Annotated in this window: 15 protein-coding genes; 6 read left to right on the top strand and 9 right to left on the bottom strand. The window is 64.1% G+C overall.

What is annotated here, in order from left to right:
* Both HGR_RS15205 and HGR_RS15200 read left to right on the top strand, forming a co-directional pair.
* A partial coding sequence (locus HGR_RS15205) for an efflux RND transporter permease subunit (RefSeq protein ID WP_006299251.1) occupies window positions 1-2,017 on the top strand: 2,017 nt, incomplete at its 5' end.
* Window positions 2,018-2,029: 12 nt separating this feature from the next.
* The gene (locus HGR_RS15200) at window positions 2,030-3,478 is read left to right on the top strand and encodes an efflux transporter outer membrane subunit (RefSeq protein WP_006299250.1); all 1,449 of its coding nucleotides are present in this window, start codon (window positions 2,030-2,032) and stop codon (window positions 3,476-3,478) included.
* A gap of 96 nt (window positions 3,479-3,574) precedes the next feature.
* Here the strand turns inward: HGR_RS15200 and HGR_RS15195 are convergent, their stop codons facing one another.
* From HGR_RS15195 to HGR_RS15165, 8 genes are all read right to left on the bottom strand, one after another.
* Window positions 3,575-4,330, bottom strand: coding sequence for an RNA pseudouridine synthase (locus HGR_RS15195; RefSeq protein WP_319946218.1), 756 nt, complete (start codon window positions 4,328-4,330; stop codon window positions 3,575-3,577).
* A 1-nt stretch (window position 4,331) separates the two neighbouring features.
* Window positions 4,332-5,738, bottom strand: a complete 1,407-nt coding sequence (dbpA, locus tag HGR_RS15190) for an ATP-dependent RNA helicase DbpA (protein ID WP_006299248.1) — start codon at window positions 5,736-5,738, stop codon at window positions 4,332-4,334.
* A 247-nt stretch (window positions 5,739-5,985) separates the two neighbouring features.
* Window positions 5,986-6,390 (bottom strand): hypothetical protein, encoded by a 405-nt coding sequence (locus HGR_RS17440; RefSeq protein WP_138922565.1) that lies wholly within the window; start codon window positions 6,388-6,390, stop codon window positions 5,986-5,988.
* 54 nt (window positions 6,391-6,444) lie between these two features.
* On the bottom strand, window positions 6,445-6,834 hold the full coding sequence (locus HGR_RS17125; protein ID WP_081463566.1) for a hypothetical protein: 390 nt from the start codon (window positions 6,832-6,834) through the stop codon (window positions 6,445-6,447).
* A 121-nt stretch (window positions 6,835-6,955) separates the two neighbouring features.
* Window positions 6,956-7,774 carry a hypothetical protein gene (locus tag HGR_RS15180; RefSeq protein ID WP_050797483.1) on the bottom strand — a complete coding sequence of 273 codons (819 nt, stop codon included), beginning with the start codon at window positions 7,772-7,774 and terminating at the stop codon, window positions 6,956-6,958.
* Between the two features lie 192 nt (window positions 7,775-7,966).
* Window positions 7,967-8,380, bottom strand: coding sequence for a YunG family protein (locus tag HGR_RS15175; RefSeq protein ID WP_237701427.1), 414 nt, complete (start codon window positions 8,378-8,380; stop codon window positions 7,967-7,969).
* Between the two features lie 56 nt (window positions 8,381-8,436).
* Window positions 8,437-9,396, bottom strand: coding sequence for a M14 family metallopeptidase (locus HGR_RS15170; RefSeq protein ID WP_039853822.1), 960 nt, complete (start codon window positions 9,394-9,396; stop codon window positions 8,437-8,439).
* A 24-nt stretch (window positions 9,397-9,420) separates the two neighbouring features.
* On the bottom strand, window positions 9,421-10,059 hold the full coding sequence (locus HGR_RS15165; RefSeq protein WP_006299243.1) for a LysE family translocator: 639 nt from the start codon (window positions 10,057-10,059) through the stop codon (window positions 9,421-9,423).
* Between the two features lie 268 nt (window positions 10,060-10,327).
* Between HGR_RS15165 and HGR_RS15160 the strand changes: the two genes are divergently transcribed.
* The 4 genes from HGR_RS15160 to HGR_RS15145 are packed head-to-tail and all read left to right on the top strand — an operon-like array spanning window position 10,328 to window position 16,805.
* Entirely contained in the window at window positions 10,328-11,518 is a 1,191-nt protein-coding gene (locus tag HGR_RS15160; RefSeq protein ID WP_006299242.1) for an efflux RND transporter periplasmic adaptor subunit, read from the top strand.
* 21 nt (window positions 11,519-11,539) lie between these two features.
* Window positions 11,540-14,680 carry an efflux RND transporter permease subunit gene (locus HGR_RS15155; RefSeq protein WP_006299241.1) on the top strand — a complete coding sequence of 1,047 codons (3,141 nt, stop codon included), beginning with the start codon at window positions 11,540-11,542 and terminating at the stop codon, window positions 14,678-14,680.
* Between the two features lie 11 nt (window positions 14,681-14,691).
* The gene (locus tag HGR_RS15150; protein ID WP_006299240.1) at window positions 14,692-16,182 is read left to right on the top strand and encodes an efflux transporter outer membrane subunit; all 1,491 of its coding nucleotides are present in this window, start codon (window positions 14,692-14,694) and stop codon (window positions 16,180-16,182) included.
* 14 nt (window positions 16,183-16,196) lie between these two features.
* A complete protein-coding gene (locus tag HGR_RS15145; RefSeq protein ID WP_006299239.1) occupies window positions 16,197-16,805 on the top strand; it encodes a TetR/AcrR family transcriptional regulator in 609 nt (202 codons plus the stop codon).
* A gap of 42 nt (window positions 16,806-16,847) precedes the next feature.
* Here the strand turns inward: HGR_RS15145 and HGR_RS15140 are convergent, their stop codons facing one another.
* Window positions 16,848-17,747, bottom strand: a complete 900-nt coding sequence (locus HGR_RS15140) for a hypothetical protein (RefSeq protein WP_006299238.1) — start codon at window positions 17,745-17,747, stop codon at window positions 16,848-16,850.
* Between the last annotated feature and the right edge of the window lie 412 nt (window positions 17,748-18,159).

The raw sequence follows: 18,159 nt of genomic DNA, 5'->3' as shown, positions 1-18,159 counted from the left end.
GGCCATCGGCATCGTGGTGGACGACGCCATCGTGGTGGTGGAGAACGTGGAACGCAACATCGAGGCCGGGCTCTCGCCGCGCGAGGCCACCTACCGCGCCATGCGCGAGGTCAGCGGTCCCATCATCGCCATCGCCCTGGTGCTGGTCGCCGTGTTCGTGCCGCTGGCTTTCATCAGCGGCCTGACCGGGCAGTTCTACAAGCAGTTCGCCGTGACCATCGCCATCTCGACGGTGATCTCGGCCATCAACTCGCTCACCCTCTCTCCGGCCCTCGCGGCGCTGCTGCTCAAAGGCCACGACGCGCCCAAGGACGCGCTCACGCGCGGCATGGACCGGGTCTTCGGCCGGGGCTTCGGTGCCTTCAACCGCTTCTTCCAACGCGGCTCGGAGGCCTACAGCGGTGGCGTGGGACGGGTGATCACGCGCAAGGCGGGGATGATGGGCCTGTACCTCGCGCTGGCGGCGATCACCGTGCTGCTGTTCAAGGTCGTGCCCGGTGGTTTTGTGCCAGCGCAGGACAAGCAGTACCTGATCGGTTTCGCGCAACTGCCTGACGGTGCCACCCTGGACCGCACCGAGGACGTGATCCAGCGCATGGGCGAGATCACGCGGCAGAACCCGAATGTGGAAGACGCCATCGCCTTCCCCGGCCTGTCGATCAACGGCTTCACCAACAGCTCGAACTCAGGGATCGTGTTCGCCACGCTCAAGCCCTTCGCCGAGCGCAAGCGCGCCGACCAGAGCGGCGGCGCGGTGGCGGGTCAGCTGAACCAGGCCTATGGACAGATCCAGGACGCCTTCATCGTCATGTTCCCGCCCCCGCCGGTCGCGGGCCTGGGCACCACGGGCGGCTTCAAGCTGCAACTGGAAGACCGCGGCGGCTTGGGTTACGACGAAATGGACAAGTCCGTGAAAGCCTTCATGGGCAAGGCCTGGCAGACGCCCGAGCTGGCGGGCATGTTCACCAGCTGGCAGGTCAACGTGCCGCAGCTCTACGCCGACATCGACCGCACCAAGGCGCGTCAGCTTGGCGTGCCGGTGACGGACATCTTCGACACCATGCAGATCTACCTGGGCAGCCTGTATGTGAACGACTTCAACAAGTTCGGTCGCACCTACAGCGTGCGCGCCCAAGCCGACGCGCCCTACCGCGCGCGCGCCGAGGACGTGGGCCTGCTCAAGGTGCGCTCCAGCACGGGCGAGATGGTGCCGCTGTCGGCGTTGATGAAGGTCACGTCCAGCTTCGGGCCGGACCGCGCCATGCGCTACAACGGTTACCTCTCGGCCGACATCAACGGCGGCCCCGCGCCGGGGTATTCGTCGGGCCAGGCACGCGCGGCCATCGAGCGCATCGCCGCCGAGACCCTGCCCAAGGGCGTGGGCTTCGAATGGACCGAACTCACCTACCAGGAAATCCTGGCGGGTAACTCGGCGCTGTGGGTCTTCCCGCTGGCCATCCTGCTGGTCTTCCTGGTGCTGGCCGCCCAGTACGAAAGCCTGGTGCTGCCGCTGTCCATCATCCTGATCGTGCCCATGGGCCTGCTCGCGGCGATGACGGGTGTGTGGCTCTCGGGGGGTGACAACAACGTGTTCACGCAGATCGGGCTGATCGTGCTCGTCGGGCTGTCGGCCAAGAACGCCATCCTGATCGTCGAGTTCGCGCGGGAGCTGGAGTTCGCGGGCCAGACGCCGATCCGGGCTGCCATCGAGGCCAGTCGCCTGCGCCTGCGCCCCATCCTGATGACCTCGCTGGCTTTCGTCATGGGCGTGCTGCCCTTGGTTCTGGCCACGGGCGCGGGCGCCGAGATGCGCTCGGCCATGGGCGTGGCCGTGTTCGCCGGGATGATCGGCGTGACCGCCTTCGGCCTCTTCCTCACACCCGTGTTCTACGTGCTGCTGCGCGGCCTGACGGGCAACCGCCCGCTCAAGCAGCACGGCGAGACCCCCCATTTCGAGGGCTTTGCCTCCGGTGGCCTGCCGCCCCCAGCCCTGCCCACGGCGTCACTGCCCCGCTGAAGGACCACAGTCATGAAACGATTGCAACATTCCCTGCTGCCCCTGGCCGCGGCCCTGCTGCTGGCGGGCTGCGCCAGCGAGGTCGCGACACCCGCCTCGGTGGAGACACCAACGCTCTTCAAGGAGGTCCAGGAACACTGGACCTCCGCCGAACCCGCCGAGGCCCGCAACCGCGGCGACTGGTGGAAGGCTTTCCAGGACCCGGTGCTGGATGATCTGATCGAGCGCGCGGCCAAGCGCAACACCGACATTCAGCAAGCCGCCGCGCGACTCACGCAGGCTCGTGCCTTGGTGCAAGGGGCCCAAGCCGATCGCATGCCGCAAGTCGGCGCGGGCGTGGGCACCAATCGCGGCGCGGGCACTTACACGACGGGCGACACCCAACCCGCCACCGTGGTGCAAGCCAACGTCAGCCTGTCCTACGAAGTGGACCTCTTTGGCCGCCTGGCCCGCGCACGCGACGCGGCGGGACTGGACGCCCAGGCCCGCGCGGCCCTGCTGCAAAGCACGCAACTGCTGGTGCAAGCCGAACTCGCGCAGACCTACCTGTCCTTGCGCGCCACCGACACCGAGCTCGCCTTGGTGCGCGACACGGCCGCCGCTTACGCCGACACCCTGCGCCTGACCCAGCGCCGATACGAGGCGGGTGACGTGGCGGAACTCGACGTGATCCGCATCCAGACGGAACTCGCCGCCACCGAAGCCGACGTGCATGCCATTCGCCGCACGCGCGCCGAACTCGAACACGCGCTGGCCGTGCTGGTCGGTGAAGCCGCGTCGAACTTCACGCTCGCACCGGTGACGGGCGCAACCGCCCTGCCCGTGATCCCCGCAGGCATACCGGCCACCGTGCTGGCACGCCGGCCCGACGTTGCGGCGGCCCAAGCCTCGCTGCTGGCGGCGCAAGCCCGCGTGGGCGTCGCCAAGACGGCGTGGTTTCCCAGCATCATGCTGACCGCGGAAGCGGGACATGCCGGGCCGGAACTGGGTGATCTGTTCCGCTGGTCCACGCGCGCCTGGGCCGTCGGTGCCCTGGCTTCCGTGCCGCTGTTCGACGGCGGCCGACGCGAAGCTGGCGTGCGCGGCGCCGAGGCGCAGTTGGACGCGGCTGGGGCCAGCTACCGCCAGCAGGTGCTCAACGCCCTGCGCGAGGTAGAAGACCAGCTTTCGGCGCTGCGGCTGTTGCAAGAACAGTCGCAAGCCCAGGGTCGCGCCGTGAGCGCCGCGCAACGCGCCAGCGCCATTTCGGAAACACGCTACCGCAACGGCTTCGTGAGCCAACTGGAGCTGCTGGACGCGCGCCGCAACGAACTGCTCAACCGCCGCCAGGCCCAGCGCGTGGAAGCCAGCCAGCGCCAGGCCACGGTGCGCCTGATCCGCGCGCTCGGTGGTGGCTGGGACGCGGCACCGCTCAAACCGCTGGCGCCGGTACAGGTCTCGGCGCGCGGCGAGACTGACTAACTCGTCTGCTTTCACACGGGAAGCCGTGCCTTGCGCTTCCGTGGCTAGGGCCTGTTCACACTCATTGCCCGAGCGCGACCGGGGTGTGAACAGGCCCTAGAACCGCTCGCCCTCCGGCAGGTAACGCCACTGCCCCAGCGGCAGGCCCGCCATGGCGATGCGCCCGATGCGGATGCGCCGCAGCGCGCTGAGCTCGAGGCCGACCTGCGCGCACATCCACGCGGTCCATTCCGGGGCGATGCCTTTCGTCGCGAAGCGCAGGCGCGTCTCGCTCTGCCAGCTCACGCGCGCTGGCGGCAGCGGCCGCCCGTCGCGCAGCAGGCCATGGCCAAGGCGCGCCAAACCGTCGGGCGCGATCGTGCCTTTCACTTCGGCGACGAGTTCCTGCTCGACGAACGCCGCATCTTCGGTGAGCTTGCGCACCACGCGAAAGTCCTGACTGAAAACGCACAGGCCACTCGCCTGCACCGGCAAGGGCAGGAGCGTCTTGAGCCCGACCTGATGGGCCTTGCTGCGGCGGATCCCCGAGGCATCGCCGCTCCAGTGAGCGCTCTCGCCGAGCAAATCCATCGCCGATTCGGTCTCCATGCCCGCCGGCTTGTGGACCAGGAACGTCGCGGGCACGACGGCTTGCAGGCGCGCCTGCGGATCGATCTGGACACGCTGGCTGGTGGTGACGCGCACCTGCGGCGCGTCGACACACTGCCCGTCCACGCTCACCCATCCTTGCGCGATGTACTGCTCCGCCTCGCGGCGTGAACAGGGCACCAGCGCGGCGACGACCTTGGCGAGACGCTGTGCATCACCAGCACCAGCACCCGACGATGGCGGCATCGAATCGGACGTGCTCATGTCATGCCCCGTCCGTCAGCAGCCGCGCCTTCACGGTACGGCCCTTGATGCGCCCACTGTTCAGGCGCGCCACCGCTTCGTGCGCGATGCCTCGTTCCACCGCCACGTACGTGGCGAACTCGTTGATGTCGATCTTGCCCACTTGCTCGCGCGTGTAGCCCAGGTCGGCGGTGAGCGCGCCCAGCACGTCGCCTGGGCGGATCTTCTCCTTGCGCCCGGCCTGGATGTGCACGGTCGCCATCGCGGGCAGCAAGCGCCCACCCGAGGCCGGCGTGAGTTCGGAGAGCGCATGCCAGACGGAAGGCCGGCCCTGCAGCTGATCGATGTGGCCCACCGCCCCCATCTCGTCGAGGGACGCCAAGCTCAGCGCAAGTCCGGTCTGGCCGGCGCGGCCGGTGCGGCCGATCCGGTGCACGTACGCTTGCGGATCGGGCGAGGTGTCCACGTTGATGACGGCGGCGAGGCCCGCGATGTCAAGGCCGCGCGCGGCGACGTCGGTGGCGACCAGCACCGAGCAACTGCTGTTCGCGAAGCGCACCAGCACCTGGTCGCGCTCGCGCTGCTCCAGGTCACCGTGCAGCGCAAGCGCGCTGTAGCCCTGTGCCTGCAGCAACTCGGCCAGTTCGCGGCAGCGCGCCTTGGTGTTGCAGAAGGCCAGGGTGCTGACCGGTCGAAAGTGCTCCAGCAGGCGTGCCACCCCGGGCAGCCGCTGCTCCTCGCGCACCTCGTACCAACGCTGTTCGATCTGCTCACTGCCGTGCTGCGCTTGCACCTTCACCGTCACGGGCTCGCGCAGGAACTGCGCGGCGAGCTTGGCAATGCCCTCCGGGTAGGTCGCCGAGAACAGCAGGGTCTGCCGCTGCGCCGGGCACTGGCGGGCCACCTTCACGATGTCGTCGACAAAGCCCATGTCCAGCATGCGGTCTGCCTCGTCAAGCACCAGTGTCGCGAGCGCATCGAGGCCGAGATTGCCGCGCTCGAGGTGGTCGATCACACGCCCGGGTGTGCCGACGACGACGTGGGCGCCGTGCTCCAGGCTGGCGGCCTGTCCGCGCAGCGGCACACCACCGGCGAGTGTGACGACTTTGATGTTGTCCTCCGCGCGCGCCAACCGTCTGATCTCGGTCGTCACCTGGTCGGCCAGTTCACGGGTGGGGCACAGCACCAGGGACTGAACCGCGAAGCGACGCGCGTCGAGCTTGGCCAGCAAGGCCAAGGCAAACGCCGCGGTCTTGCCGCTGCCCGTCTTGGCCTGGGCGATCACGTCCCGGCCTTGCAGCGCGGCGGGCAGACTGGCCGCCTGGATGGCGGTCATTTCGAGGTAACCAAGCCGGCGAAGGTTCTCCTGAGCTGCGGCAGAAAGGGGAAGCGTTTCGAAACTTTTGGAGACTGGGGGAGAAAAGGTCATGCACGAATCTTACGCAGGAAGCTGGCCTGCAGGCGGGGTGCCATATCAGCAGAGCCCGCATCGGGAGGCCACCCGCCGATTGGGGCCTCCCCGTCTAGGGAAATAGCGAGTGGACTCGGAGGATTGATTGACTGCTGCTGGCCGATTCCTCCGAGATTCAGAGTTCGGTTTTTGACCCATAGAAGACTTTGGAAAACTGAAAAGAAGTCTTTTACTTTTTGGCACGATCAAAAAAAACAAAAGCCAGCTATGCGGCTGATTCGATTTCCTTGTCAATCTTTGCAGTTGCGCCTGTTGTTAACGACTGTTTCATAGCATTTGTGTTGGCTTCAATATTCTGGAGCTTATTCACTATTACGCTCAACACAACGAAGAACTGACCAATAGCTACGCTGCAGAATATAAAGATGAAGAAGAACAAAGCCATCATTGGGGGGCCATTCTTCTCACCCAATACAAGGATGAAAGTCAAGACAGCAAATAAACCGCCGAATACGGTAAGAATCCACCCTAAAAATGAGATTAGTTTTACCGAGAAAGATGATGAGCTATTCATAGACGATTCAGTTTTGATTTGAGATTCAAATTTCGGCAGAAGAATTCTTCTGCTTTCGACCCATAGCGGACGCTCAGTGGCAAGAAAAGCGGCCACTCAACGTTCGACATAAAGACGGCCTGATTGCGGCATTTCCTGTTCACGGATTGGTCAGATGCCGCGTGTGACCCTTGGAAAAGTAACGCAGGCGAGGATTTCAGCATCAGCGAGCCCAGCTTGGCGAGCAAATGCAATTGCATTGGGGACAATCCAATAAGGAGAGTCGATGTCAAACGGTCCAGATGAGCCACTCAGGTTAAACAGGGTCTTTGCACAGACTTCTTCGAATAAGTACTGGGCAGATTCTCTTGCCTTTCCGCTGCGCTCTGCCTTCAATGATTTACTCCGAATCCGACTGAAGACCCCATGAGCCTTTTGCCACTTGCCGCGATCGCTTACTGCCGCTCGAAGCCAATCGATCGTCTCATGGTCTGAGCAATGCGGCGCCAACAAGTCGAGCAACCTCGCTATGTCTTTGAGTAACGCTTCGCTGTAATTCATTGGTTTTCAAATTGCGAACGCTGATCAAATTGGTCCCAATACTGCCTTCCTCTGTCGACCCATTGCGGTCGGTCATAGACCAGAGAAGCAATCTTCTCGATGGCAGGAATTGCCCTTGCCACTAAAAGGGGAGGTCTGTGAGGCCCTTTGCCATCGGAGAGTGGGGTGGGATATCGATAATCTTTCCACCCGTAAGCTGGATGGTAATTAGCTGGCTCTCTGGGTTCAGAGCCATCAGTGTTCCAAACTCCCTGCCATTTTTATAGAGATCTGCGCCAGGGGTGACTTCGCTGCCATCCGAGAAGCGAACTATTTCGCCGTCGACTATGAAATGGATCTGCATTGGCACGTCCATTTTTTCCATGCTCTGTACACGACGGTCTATGGATTCAATTGCTGAAAGAAGCAACTTCGTATCAGGCGAGATGGTCTGGCTTGCAGGAACCTCTGCTGTCTTTATGCCCGCTAGCCGGACTATCGAGTTCAGGTCTTTCTCTGAAGATTTAGAAGTCTCTTCAATCGCCGCCGTGATTCTCGCCACATCCTTTTTTACGGTGTCAATTCGAAGTATTTCGTCATACTCCGCATATCGAAGTCCTTGTATGTCGAAGATCTTCTCGGTCCGTCGGTCTTTGATTAATACCACTGGCTTATTGAAAGCATGTCGTATACCAAGTTCGTACATGACGTTCGGATTTCGACCGCTAAAGTCACAAACGACCATCGCTGAATCAACGATCTGCTGAATGATGCTTACCACGATGTAGTCAGTCTTTACTGCATCGTCGGCGCGAACAGGGGTGAATCCCGCTGCTAAAACGGCAGGCTTTATTACATGTTCGTAGACCCTACCAAAGTGGCCCGCCTCGTAGCCTGCTACGTCAGCAATTGGCATCAGAACAAAACAAACTTGCTTTGCTTCTTGCAGTGGCTGAGACATTTATTGTTCTCTCCAGATTTGAATTTATAAATAGATGGAAAATGTGACGAAAATCGTAGAACTTGCGCAATAGGAGAGATATTGCCCGAAAAGGGCATACATCGATAGCTTCTGGCGTTTCTCCTGGTTGACCGCTTCTGGCCGATCACCGCCCAACAACTTCCCATGCACGCCCGTCGCCAGGCATCGCTACTAGACAACCGCAGCCAGCCGCTCTTTGAGGAGCCGGTACTTTTCGCTGGACGTGTCCGCAAGTGTCGCCTCGCGCGTCGAGGGCGTGTCGTCGTAGGGAATGGGTTCGGCGAATTGGCTCGCGGTCAGGTCCCACTTCACGCCATGAATCACGTTGTAGAAGTGCGTTCCGCCCGAGGTCTTGGTGCTGAGTATGTCGCCACCAAAACAATCCTGAACGACCAGCGATGTGATGCTGCAATGGTTCTGCGCAGGATTGGAGGGCGACCATGCACCGGTGGGGCTCGATGTGTCCGCGGACCACACGCGAGCGATGGCGCGGTACAGATCAAGCGGTGTCGCGAAGGGATGGGCTGGGGATGACATCTTGGGTAGGGCTCTGAATGAAGGACGGCTCTGGCCGATGACTGCCATGCGATCAAGGGGCTAGCGCGTTTTCGACAGCCACCCGCCTCGCAGCCCCGCCGCCCTCAAAGTTGGCGCTGGCTGCGCTGGGCGAAATAGAACCATTCGTTGCCGACCAGCGCCGCGGGGTTGGGGAAGACGACAAAACCGTCGGTGGGCGCACGCACCGCCGAGCCATCGGCGCGCAGACCGATGACCTCGCCCGCGCCGACCGGGTCGAAGCTGGACCATGTCCGGGCCAGGCGGTCCGCCGGACTTTCACGGTCGATCACGTCCACCAGGCGTAGCACCTCGAACGTGTCGCTCGGAGGCGCCAGGGGCAGAGACGCCAGCCCCAGCAGGGCCACGGCCTGCCGGATGGCCTGGTAGGCGACCTCGGGCGCGCTTGGGTCTTCGTGCTGTCCGCACTCCAGGGTGACGCCGTAACCGCCCTGGGTGCGCATGTATTCCGACGTGCCCACGCCGTAACGCGCATCCAGCAGACCCTCGGCCACACCTCGGCCTGCGGCACGCCGCCGCGCCACGCCGCGCGCATAGGTCTCCATCCAGCCCTCGACGACACGGGTCGGCCCGAGGTGGCGCACCAGCTGCAGCTCTTCGCGTGCATGGGCGAAAGGCTCCAGGGGGCCAGCGTTGTCTTCCGGCCCGATCATCACAAAGGGCTGCCCCGCCGTGTGGAAGGAATGCAGATCCAGCAGGACATCGTGGGCCTGCAGCCAGGGACACAGCACATTGGCCACGTGGTCCTCGAAGTCCACGGGGTTGGGGGTCACGCCCAGATTGCGATTCAGGTTGCGGTCGCCTTGCCGCTGCCCGAGCCGATAGGCCAAGGGATTGGTGACCGGCACCAGGGTCAGCGTGCCCCGCTCGATGGCCCAGGCCCCCTGGGTGAGTTCGTCCAGAACGCGATGGATGGCCTGGGTGCCGCAGGTTTCGTTGCCGTGCACGGCCCCCAGCACGATCAGCCGGGGGCCGGGCGCGAAGCCGACGAATTGGTGGGCGCGCAAGGCGGTGGGGCGGTTCATGTGCATGGACAGGTGCTCGCGACGTCAAACAGCACGACGGGGCTCCATCGCCATCTTGACGGCCAATGCCGCCAGCACCGTTCCCATCAGATAACGCTGCGCGGCCAGCCAACGCGGGCTGCGGGCGAACCAGGCGGCCAGTCGGGCGGCCGACAACACAATCGCCAAGTTGACGGAAAAACTCACCACGATCTGGGTCAGTCCCAGTTGGAGGCTCTGCGCGAAGACCGAACCCTGCACGGGTGAGACGAACTGCGGAAAGATGGACAAGTAGAACACCGCGATCTTGGGGTTGAGCAGATTGGTGACGAAGCCCATGAAGAACAGGCGGTGCGGCGGGTCGATGGTCAGCGCACGCGCCTCGAAGGGCGAACGGGCACCCGGTTTCACGGCCGCCCAGGCCAGGTAGAGCAGGTAGGCCGCGCCCGCCCACTTCAGCACTTCGTAGGCCAGGGGAATGGCGAGAAAAAGCGCGGTCAAGCCGGCCGCCGCCGCGAACATGTGCACCAGAAAACCCACGATCACGCCGAACAGGGAAATCACACCCGCCTGTCGGCCCTGGCAGATGGAACGCGAGATCAGGTAGACCATGTTCGGCCCGGGTGTCAGCACCATGAGCAGGGCCGCGCCCGCGAACAAGAACCAGTCGGGAAGGGGAACCATGACGTTGCTGCCTTTCTTTCAATTCGAGCCGGGGCCCGCCATCGTACAGGCCCCTCCCTGACCACAGCGCACAGGCGGGGCAGAGGCGCTGGGTGTTTTCCCAGCTCAGCTCAGCCGATCCCAACCCAACCAATACCCGACTAAAACAGTGCGCATTCCAAAATAAATAGAATGAACGTTCATTCAGTAGTCAAGAGGCCACTGATACAGCGCCTTTTCCTGCCATTCCGCCATTCCACCTTTCGCCCTTCCTCTTTCAAGGTTCTTTATGCAAACCCGATTCCAAACCCGCCCAAGCTACCTGCTCAGCGCCATCACCCTGGCGACGGCCGTTCTCATTTCTGGATGTTCTCCGAGCCAAGGAGGCCAGCAACAAGGACCCGGCGGCGCGCACCTGCCCGTGGTCGAAGTGCTGTCGGTCAAAACTCAGGATGTGGTGCTGACCAGCGAACTCGCCGGACGCACCGCGCCCTATCTGATCGCCGAGGTGCGTCCGCAGGTCTCGGGCGTCATCCAGGCGCGAAACTTCACCGAAGGCGGGGAGGTCCAGGCGGGCCAGGCCCTTTATCAAATCGAGGCGGCACGTTATGAGTCGGCCCTGGACAGCGCCAAGGCCGCCCTGGCCAAGGCCGAGGCGAACCTGACTTCCACCCGGCTGCGCGCGTCCCGCTACGAAGAACTGGCCGACATCGAGGCCGTGAGCAAGCAGGCCCGGGACGATGCGCAAGCCTCCCTCAAACAGGCTCAGGCCGATGTCTTGTCCGCCAGCGCCCAGGTGCGGGCCGCTCAGATCGACCTGGCCTACACCCGTGTGAACGCCCCCATCTCGGGGCGCATTGGCCGCTCCAGCGTGACGCCGGGCGCCTTGGTCACCGCCAACCAGAGCACGACCTTGGTGACGGTGCAACAGCTCGACCCCATCTATGTGGATGTCACCCAGTCCAGCACCGAGCTGATGCGCTTGCAAAAGGACCTGGCCGAAGGGCGCGTCAAGTCTCAGGGCCAGGGCAACGTGAAGCTGCTGCTCGAGGATGGCAGCAGCTACGCCTATGCCGGCAAGCTGCAGTTCTCAGAAGTCTCGGTGGACCCGGCCACGGGCACGGTGACCCTGCGCGCCGTCTTCCCCAACCCCAAGCGCGAACTGCTGCCGGGCATGTATGTCCGGGCCGTGATCGAGAAGGGGGTGAGCCAGCAATCCGTCGTCGTGCCTCAAAAGGCCGTGAGCCGGGATGCCAAGGGGCAGGCCAGTGTCATGACCGTGAGCACGGACGGCAAGGTGCAACCCCGCCCCGTCACGATCGGCCAGTCGCTGGGCAACAACTGGCTCGTCACGTCGGGCCTCCAGGGCGGCGAGAGCGTGATCGTCGAAGGTCTGCAGTCGGTTCAGCCCGGCATGACCGTGCAGGCCACCGCCTGGCAAGCCGATGCCGTGCAAAAGACGGCGCAAGCCACGCGCTGAACCTAGATAAGGAACCTGACCATGTCGCGCCTTTTCATCGACAGACCCATCTTCGCGTGGGTGCTGGCCATCGTCATCATGCTCGCGGGTGGGCTTGCCATCCGCAGCCTGCCCGTTTCGCAATACCCGCAGATCGCACCGCCGCAGGTGTCCATCAATGCCACGTATCCGGGTGCCTCCGCCAAGACGCTCGAAGACACGGTGACCCAGGTCATCGAGCAAAAGATGAAGGGCATCGATGGCCTCACCTACATCACGTCCACCAGTGACTCCACCGGCAGCGCCTCCATCGCGCTGACCTTCGCCGCTGGGACCGACCCCGACATCGCCCAGGTGCAGGTGCAGAACAAGCTGCAGGTCGCCATGCCCCTGCTACCGCAGGAAGTGCAGCGCCAGGGCGTGCAGGTCACCAAATCAACGATCAACTTCCTGATGGTGCTGGGTTTTGTCTCCGAAGACGGCAGCATGGACCAGACGGACCTCTCCGACTACGTGTCATCCAACATCGTGGACGCGCTGAGCCGGGTCGAAGGCGTCGGTGAGGTGCAGCTCTTCGGCGCGCAGTACGCGATGCGCGTGTGGCTGGACCCGAACAAGCTGAACCAATACAACCTGACTCCCGCCGAAGTCGTTGCCGCCATCCAGGCGCAGAACGCTCAGGTTTCGGCGGGCCAGATTGGCGCCGCCCCGGCGCGGGTTGGCCAGCAGATCAACGCCACCATCACCGCGCAGACCCGCTTGCAGACGCCGGCCCAGTTCGAAGCCATCCTGGTCAAGAGCCAGGCGGACGGCGCTCATGTGCGCCTGCGCGACGTGGCCCGCATCGAAATGGGCGCGGAGAGCTACGCGACCGTCTCGCGCCACAACGGCAAGCCGGCCGCTGGCGTGGCCATCAAGCTGGCCGCGGGCGCCAATGCCCTGTCCACGGCCAAGGCGGTGGAAGCGGCGCTGAAAGACCTCGAGAAATTCATGCCCCAGGGCATGAAGGCCGTGATCGCCTACGACACGACGCCCTTCGTCGAAGTTTCGATCCACGAAGTCATCAAGACCCTGATCGAAGCCATCGCGCTGGTCTTCTTGGTGATGTACCTCTTCCTGCAGAACTTCCGCGCCACGCTGATCCCGACCATCGCGGTGCCCGTCGTGCTGCTCGGCACTTTCGGGGTCATGGCGGTGGCTGGCTTCTCGATCAACACACTGACGATGTTCGGCCTGGTGCTGGCCATCGGCCTGTTGGTGGATGACGCCATCGTGGTGGTCGAGAACGTCGAGCGGGTGATGGCCGAGGAAGGTCTCTCGCCCAAGGAAGCCACGCGCAAGTCCATGGGCCAGATCTCTGGCGCCTTGGTGGGCATCGCCATGGTGCTGTCCGCCGTGTTCATCCCCATGGCCTTCTTCGGCGGCTCCACCGGCGTGATCTATCGCCAGTTCTCCATCACCATCGTCTCGGCCATGGTGCTGTCGGTGTTGGTGGCCATGGTGCTGACGCCCGCCCTGTGCGCGACGATGCTCAAGCCGGTTGACGCCTCGCACCACGCGCCCCGGACCGGCTTTTTTGCTTGGTTCAACCGCAGCTTTGACAACGCGACGGGCCGCTACCAGGGTTTCGTGGAACGCATGGTGGGTAAGCGCGGACGCTCGATGCTGGTTTACGGTGCGCTGTTCGTCGGCATGTGCGTGCTCTTTATGCGCCTGCCCTCCTCCTTCCTGCCCGAGGAAGACCAGGGCATCCTGTTCACCATGGTGCAGTTGCCCGCCAACGCCACGCAGGAACGCACACTCAAGGTCGTGGACCGCGTTGAACAGCACTTTCTCCAAACCGAGAAGGACAACGTCGAATCTGTGTTTTCCGTGGCGGGCTTCAGCTTCGCTGGTCGGGGCGAAAACATGGCCATCGCCTTCGTCAGGCTCAAGGACTGGAGTGAACGCCCCAGCCCCATGCAAAAAGTGCAGGCGATCGCCGGCCGCGCCATGGGCAACTTCATGCAGTACCGCGACGCCAGGGTCTTTGCCTTCGCGCCGCCCGCCGTGATCGAATTGGGCAATGCCACCGGCTTCAGCGTCTTCTTGCAAGATCGCGCGGGCCTCGGTCATGAAGCGCTGACGAACGCACGCAACCAGTTCTTGGGCATGGCGGCACAACACCCTGACCTCGTGGGCGTGCGCCCCAACGGGCTGGAGGATTCGCCCCAGCTGCGCCTGGACATCGACCATGCCAAGGCGTCCGCGCTCGGCGTCTCGGTCGCCGACATCAACGCCATGCTCTCCACGGCCTGGGGCAGCGCCTACGTCAACGACTTCGTCGACCGTGGCCGCGTCAAGCGCGTCTACATCCAGGCCGACGCCAACTTCCGCATGCAGCCGGAAGACCTGAACACCTGGCGCGTGAAGAACAGCGCCGGCCAGATGGTGCCCTTCTCCTCCTTCGGCAGCGCCCGCTGGGAAATGGGTTCGCCGCGCCTGGAGCGCTACAACGGCCTGCCCGCCATTGAAATCGCCGGTCAAGCCGCGCCGGGCAAAAGCTCGGGCGCCGCCATGCAGGCGGTCGAGGAGATCGCCGCCAAGCTTCCCCCGGGCGTGGGCCTGGCCTGGACGGGCTTGTCCTACCAGGAACGACTCTCCGGCTCGCAGGCGCCCGCGCTCTACGCCCTGTCGCTGCTGGTGGTCTTTCTCTGCCTGGCCGCGCTGTATGAGAGCTGGTCCGTTCCGGTCGCGGTGATGCTGGTGGTTCCGCTGGGCGTGATCGGCGCGTTGCTGGCCGCCAGCCTGCGCGGGCTGTCCAACGACGTCTACTTCCAGGTCGGCCTGCTGACCACCATCGGCCTCGGGGCGAAAAACGCGATCCTGATCGTCGAGTTCGCCAAGGAACAGATGGAGCATGGCAAGACGCTGATCAACGCCACCTTGGAAGCCGTTCGCATGCGTCTGCGCCCCATCCTCATGACCTCGCTGGCCTTCGCGCTGGGCGTGCTGCCCCTGGCTCTCGCCAGCGGCGCTGGCGCCGGCAGCCAGAACGCCATCGGCACGGGTGTGCTGGGCGGAGTGGTGGCCGCCACCGTGCTGGGCATCTTCTTCGTGCCGGTGTTCTTCGTGGTCGTCAAGACACTGTTCCCGGGCAAGACCGCCCCGGAACACACCCTCCGCATTCCCACGCAAAAATGAAAGAAGCCTGTATGAGCCACACTCGTTTCCCTTTGCGCCTGCTCACCGCGGTCGCCGCCGCCACGCTGCTGGCGGCCTGCTCCACCCTGGCGCCCGACTATGAACGCCCCGTTTCGGTCGTGCCCGATGCCTGGGCCGCGACGCCGGCTGCGGCCACGGCCACGACGGCTGGCGACAGATCTGCCGCTACCGCTGCCGTTCCCGCCGTCGACACGCTGGGCTGGCAAGAGTTCATCGCCGACGACAAGCTGCGCAGAGTCATCGCGCTGGCGCTGCGGAACAACCGCGACCTGCGCGTCTCGACCCTGAACGTGGAGCGCCTCCAAGCCCTGTACCAGGTGCAGCGCGCCGACCTCATGCCTTCCATCAATGCCGGTGTCGGGCAAAGCGCCCAGCGCACGCCGGGCGACCTCAACGGAACCGGGCAATCCACGATCTCGCGCCAGTACAGCGGCACCGTGGGCATCAGCGCCTACGAACTCGACCTGTTCGGACGCGTGCGCAGCCTCAAGGACGCGGCGCTCATGCAGTACCTCGCCACCGAGCAGGCGCAGCGCAGCGCGCAGATTTCCCTGGTCTCGCAGGTGTCCGTCGCCTACATGACGCTGGCCGCCGACCGCGAACGCCTCTCCCTGGCCGAGCAGACCCTGCAAAGCCGAAGGGAGACGCTGCGCCTGACCCAGCGCATGCATGAGCTGGGCGTTTCCTCCGCGCTGGAACTGCGCCAGGTGCAGAGCACCGTGGACTCCGCGCGCGCCGACGTCGCCAGCTACAGCAGCGTGGTGGCGCAAGACCTCAATGCCTTGACCGTGCTCGTGGGCGCTCCGGTGGCCTCCGATCTGCTGCCCACGGCCATCTCGAGCGCGGCGCTCACACTCACCCAAGACCTCAGCGCTGGCCTGCCCTCGGACGTGCTGCTGCGCCGGCCCGATGTGCAGCAGGCGGAAAAATCACTCGAAGCCGCCAACGCCAACATCGGCGCGGCACGGGCGGCCTTCTTTCCGAGCATCTCGCTCACCGCCAGCACCGGCTATGCCAGCACGGACCTGAACAATCTGTTCAAGAGTGACCAGAGGTCTTGGAGCTTCGTGCCTCAGCTCAACATTCCCATCTTCAGCGGCGGCCGCAACCGCGCCAATCTGCGCGTCTCGGAACTGGACCGCGACATTGCCGTGGCCCAATACGAAAAGGCCATCCAGACCGCGTTCAAGGAAGTGTCCGACGCCCTGGCGCAGCGCGCCACCTTGGGCGAGCAGACCGCCGCACAGGAAGCCCTGGCCGCCTCCACGCTGGACGCCTTCCGACTGGCCCGTGCCCGCTATGAAAAAGGCATCGACGACTACCTCAGCACGCTCGACGCGCAGCGCTCCAGCTACACGGCCCAGCAGGCCCTGATTTCCGCGCGCCTGGCGCAACAGGTCAATCGCGTGACGGTCTACAAGGTGCTGGGCGGCGGCGCAAGCCAAGAAAGCGCGGCGGCGCCGGTCATGCCCAAAGGATAATCGGCGGGACCACCATGAGCTCCACCTCAACGACATCCCTCAAAGACCGCGCGCATGAGCGCCGTGAACAAATCCTGGAGGCGGCGGCCGAATGCGTCCGACGCAGCGGCTTTCATGGCGCCAGCATGGCCACCATCGCCAAGACGGCGCAGATGAGCCCGGGGCACATCTACAACCTGTTCGAGAACAAGGACGAGATCATCGCCGCCCTCGTCGAGCGCGATCGCGACGAGATCGTCAGCATGATCTCGGAGAGCGAACAGTCCGAAGACCTCGTCGTCGACATGATCGGATTGCTCGAGAGCTACGTTGAAGACGCCACCAAGTTCGCGGACGCCGCCCTCAGCATCGAGGTGCTGGCCGAAGCCAGCCGCAACCCCAAACTGGCGGCCGTGGTGCAGGCGAGCGAACTCGTCGTTCAGAATCGCGCCGCGGCTTACGTGCGCAAGGCCCTGAGCGAACGAGGCATCGTTTTGAACGACGAGGAGATCATGGCCCGCGCCACCGTCATCGGCGCCCTGTTCAACGGCCTGATGAACCAGAGCATCTCCCTGCCCCAGATGAACAAGGCCGCGGTGACGCAGGTGATCCGGCAAGTGGTGCGCCAGTTGCTGACGACCTGAGTTGCTGCTCCCAGGGGGTCCCCACGCCGAGTTCACGCCCGCTCAGGGCGTGAACTTCAAACCGATGGCGAGAGACTGGCGCTCCTGCGTGTAGTTGGACAGCGTTTGCAGGGGGCCATGGTGGTAGCGGGTGTAAAGGGTCCACCGGTTCTGGGCGGAGAACAGGTAGTCCAGGTCCCAGGAGTCCGTGGCCAAACCTTGCTCCCCGAGGGTCCAGGTGATGCTGGTCTCCCCGGCCTGCGGCCCAAGCCTGCGCACCCAGGTGAGCCGCAGCACGTCATAGTCGGAGATCGTGACGTCTTTGTTCGCCCAAGGCCCCCAGGTGACATCCGTGTCCTTGTGAAAGTAGAACCTGGCCTTGGTGTACAGGGATCCGAAAGTGTCGACCGTGTTGCCCAGACGCACCTCCGTGGACACGAAGTTCATGCCGCGGCTGACCGAGTCGAAAAACTTGTGATCATCCTCGTCGTAGGCCTGCTGGGCACGCGCCGCCTCCGACGGGCTGCGCACCTCGGTCGTCTGCCCATCCGACAGATGCTCCAAGCCCAGGTCGAACCAGCGCAAGGCGGTGAAGCCGTCCAAAGGTTGCCGCCAGCGGTAGTGCATGCCGGGGTTGCTGATGCGGTTGATGACGGGGCCCGACTCCCGGGAGCCCGCGTAGAAATCGAACTCTCCGGTGTACTTGAGGTACCAACCGGCCTCGAACCTGGGCGGGTAGATGCAGGGCTTTCCGGACTCTGTTTCCACCGCGTCAGAGTCTGGCACGGGCGACAGCAGATAGCGAAAAGAATAGTGGGCGCGCAATGCGGCCTCGTCGCCCTCGGCTTTCTGATACACGGCATAGCTCGGCTCGTGGGGTTGCAGGCGCGACACGTCGCAAGTCTTGAGCGGGTGAGCGTTCACCGTTGGCTCCGAACGCTGCACGGCATCGGTAGTGGCCATGGGAGCGGGTTCCGTTTGGGCATGGAGCGGCCCCATCGTCGCCCAGGTTAGGGCAACGCATGCCCCGCGTCTGATCCATCCCTGCAAGTTCAACATCGCCTGGCTCCTTTCGGTCGTTGGGTGCCATGCATGCTAGGCCAAGGCGGGCCCAGCGCCATCCCATGAACACGTGAGCCGACGCGCGCACGGAGATCGGGGGCCATGCTCATCAGGGCGAACCTCCGCGCCAACCCGGCCAAGGTCAGCGCACCGCAGGCCGCGCGAACACAGGCAGCTTCGCATCAACGGAACATTTGAGCCTGATGGGCAAAGCGAAATCCTGCGGTGTTTTTTCTGCCCTGGGCCACCTGCTCGTTCAACTACGCCACGGTCCGATGCGCCAGCAGTTGCACATTGGCTTCGGCGGTGGGCG

It is taken from the genome of Hylemonella gracilis ATCC 19624 (genome assembly GCF_000211835.1).
Classification (GTDB): domain Bacteria; phylum Pseudomonadota; class Gammaproteobacteria; order Burkholderiales; family Burkholderiaceae_C; genus Hylemonella; species Hylemonella gracilis.
Note: the sequence above shows the minus strand (reverse complement) of the source record. Positions and strands in the feature narration are given on the sequence as shown.

What these genes read in the sequence shown, in the direction of transcription:
- HGR_RS15200 (WP_006299250.1), top strand. Translation starts at nt 2,030, where the DNA reads ATGAAACGATTGCAACATTCCCTGCTGCCCCTGGCCGCGGCCCTGCTG.
- HGR_RS15195 (WP_319946218.1), bottom strand. Translation starts at nt 4,330, where the DNA reads ATGAGCACGTCCGATTCGATGCCGCCATCGTCGGGTGCTGGTGCTGGT.
- dbpA (WP_006299248.1), bottom strand. Translation starts at nt 5,738, where the DNA reads ATGACCTTTTCTCCCCCAGTCTCCAAAAGTTTCGAAACGCTTCCCCTT.
- HGR_RS17125 (WP_081463566.1), bottom strand. Translation starts at nt 6,834, where the DNA reads ATGAATTACAGCGAAGCGTTACTCAAAGACATAGCGAGGTTGCTCGAC.
- HGR_RS15180 (WP_050797483.1), bottom strand. Translation starts at nt 7,774, where the DNA reads ATGTCTCAGCCACTGCAAGAAGCAAAGCAAGTTTGTTTTGTTCTGATG.
- HGR_RS15175 (WP_237701427.1), bottom strand. Translation starts at nt 8,380, where the DNA reads ATGGCAGTCATCGGCCAGAGCCGTCCTTCATTCAGAGCCCTACCCAAG.
- HGR_RS15170 (WP_039853822.1), bottom strand. Translation starts at nt 9,396, where the DNA reads ATGAACCGCCCCACCGCCTTGCGCGCCCACCAATTCGTCGGCTTCGCG.
- HGR_RS15165 (WP_006299243.1), bottom strand. Translation starts at nt 10,059, where the DNA reads ATGGTTCCCCTTCCCGACTGGTTCTTGTTCGCGGGCGCGGCCCTGCTC.
- HGR_RS15160 (WP_006299242.1), top strand. Translation starts at nt 10,328, where the DNA reads ATGCAAACCCGATTCCAAACCCGCCCAAGCTACCTGCTCAGCGCCATC.
- HGR_RS15155 (WP_006299241.1), top strand. Translation starts at nt 11,540, where the DNA reads ATGTCGCGCCTTTTCATCGACAGACCCATCTTCGCGTGGGTGCTGGCC.
- HGR_RS15150 (WP_006299240.1), top strand. Translation starts at nt 14,692, where the DNA reads ATGAGCCACACTCGTTTCCCTTTGCGCCTGCTCACCGCGGTCGCCGCC.
- HGR_RS15145 (WP_006299239.1), top strand. Translation starts at nt 16,197, where the DNA reads ATGAGCTCCACCTCAACGACATCCCTCAAAGACCGCGCGCATGAGCGC.
- HGR_RS15140 (WP_006299238.1), bottom strand. Translation starts at nt 17,747, where the DNA reads ATGGCCACTACCGATGCCGTGCAGCGTTCGGAGCCAACGGTGAACGCT.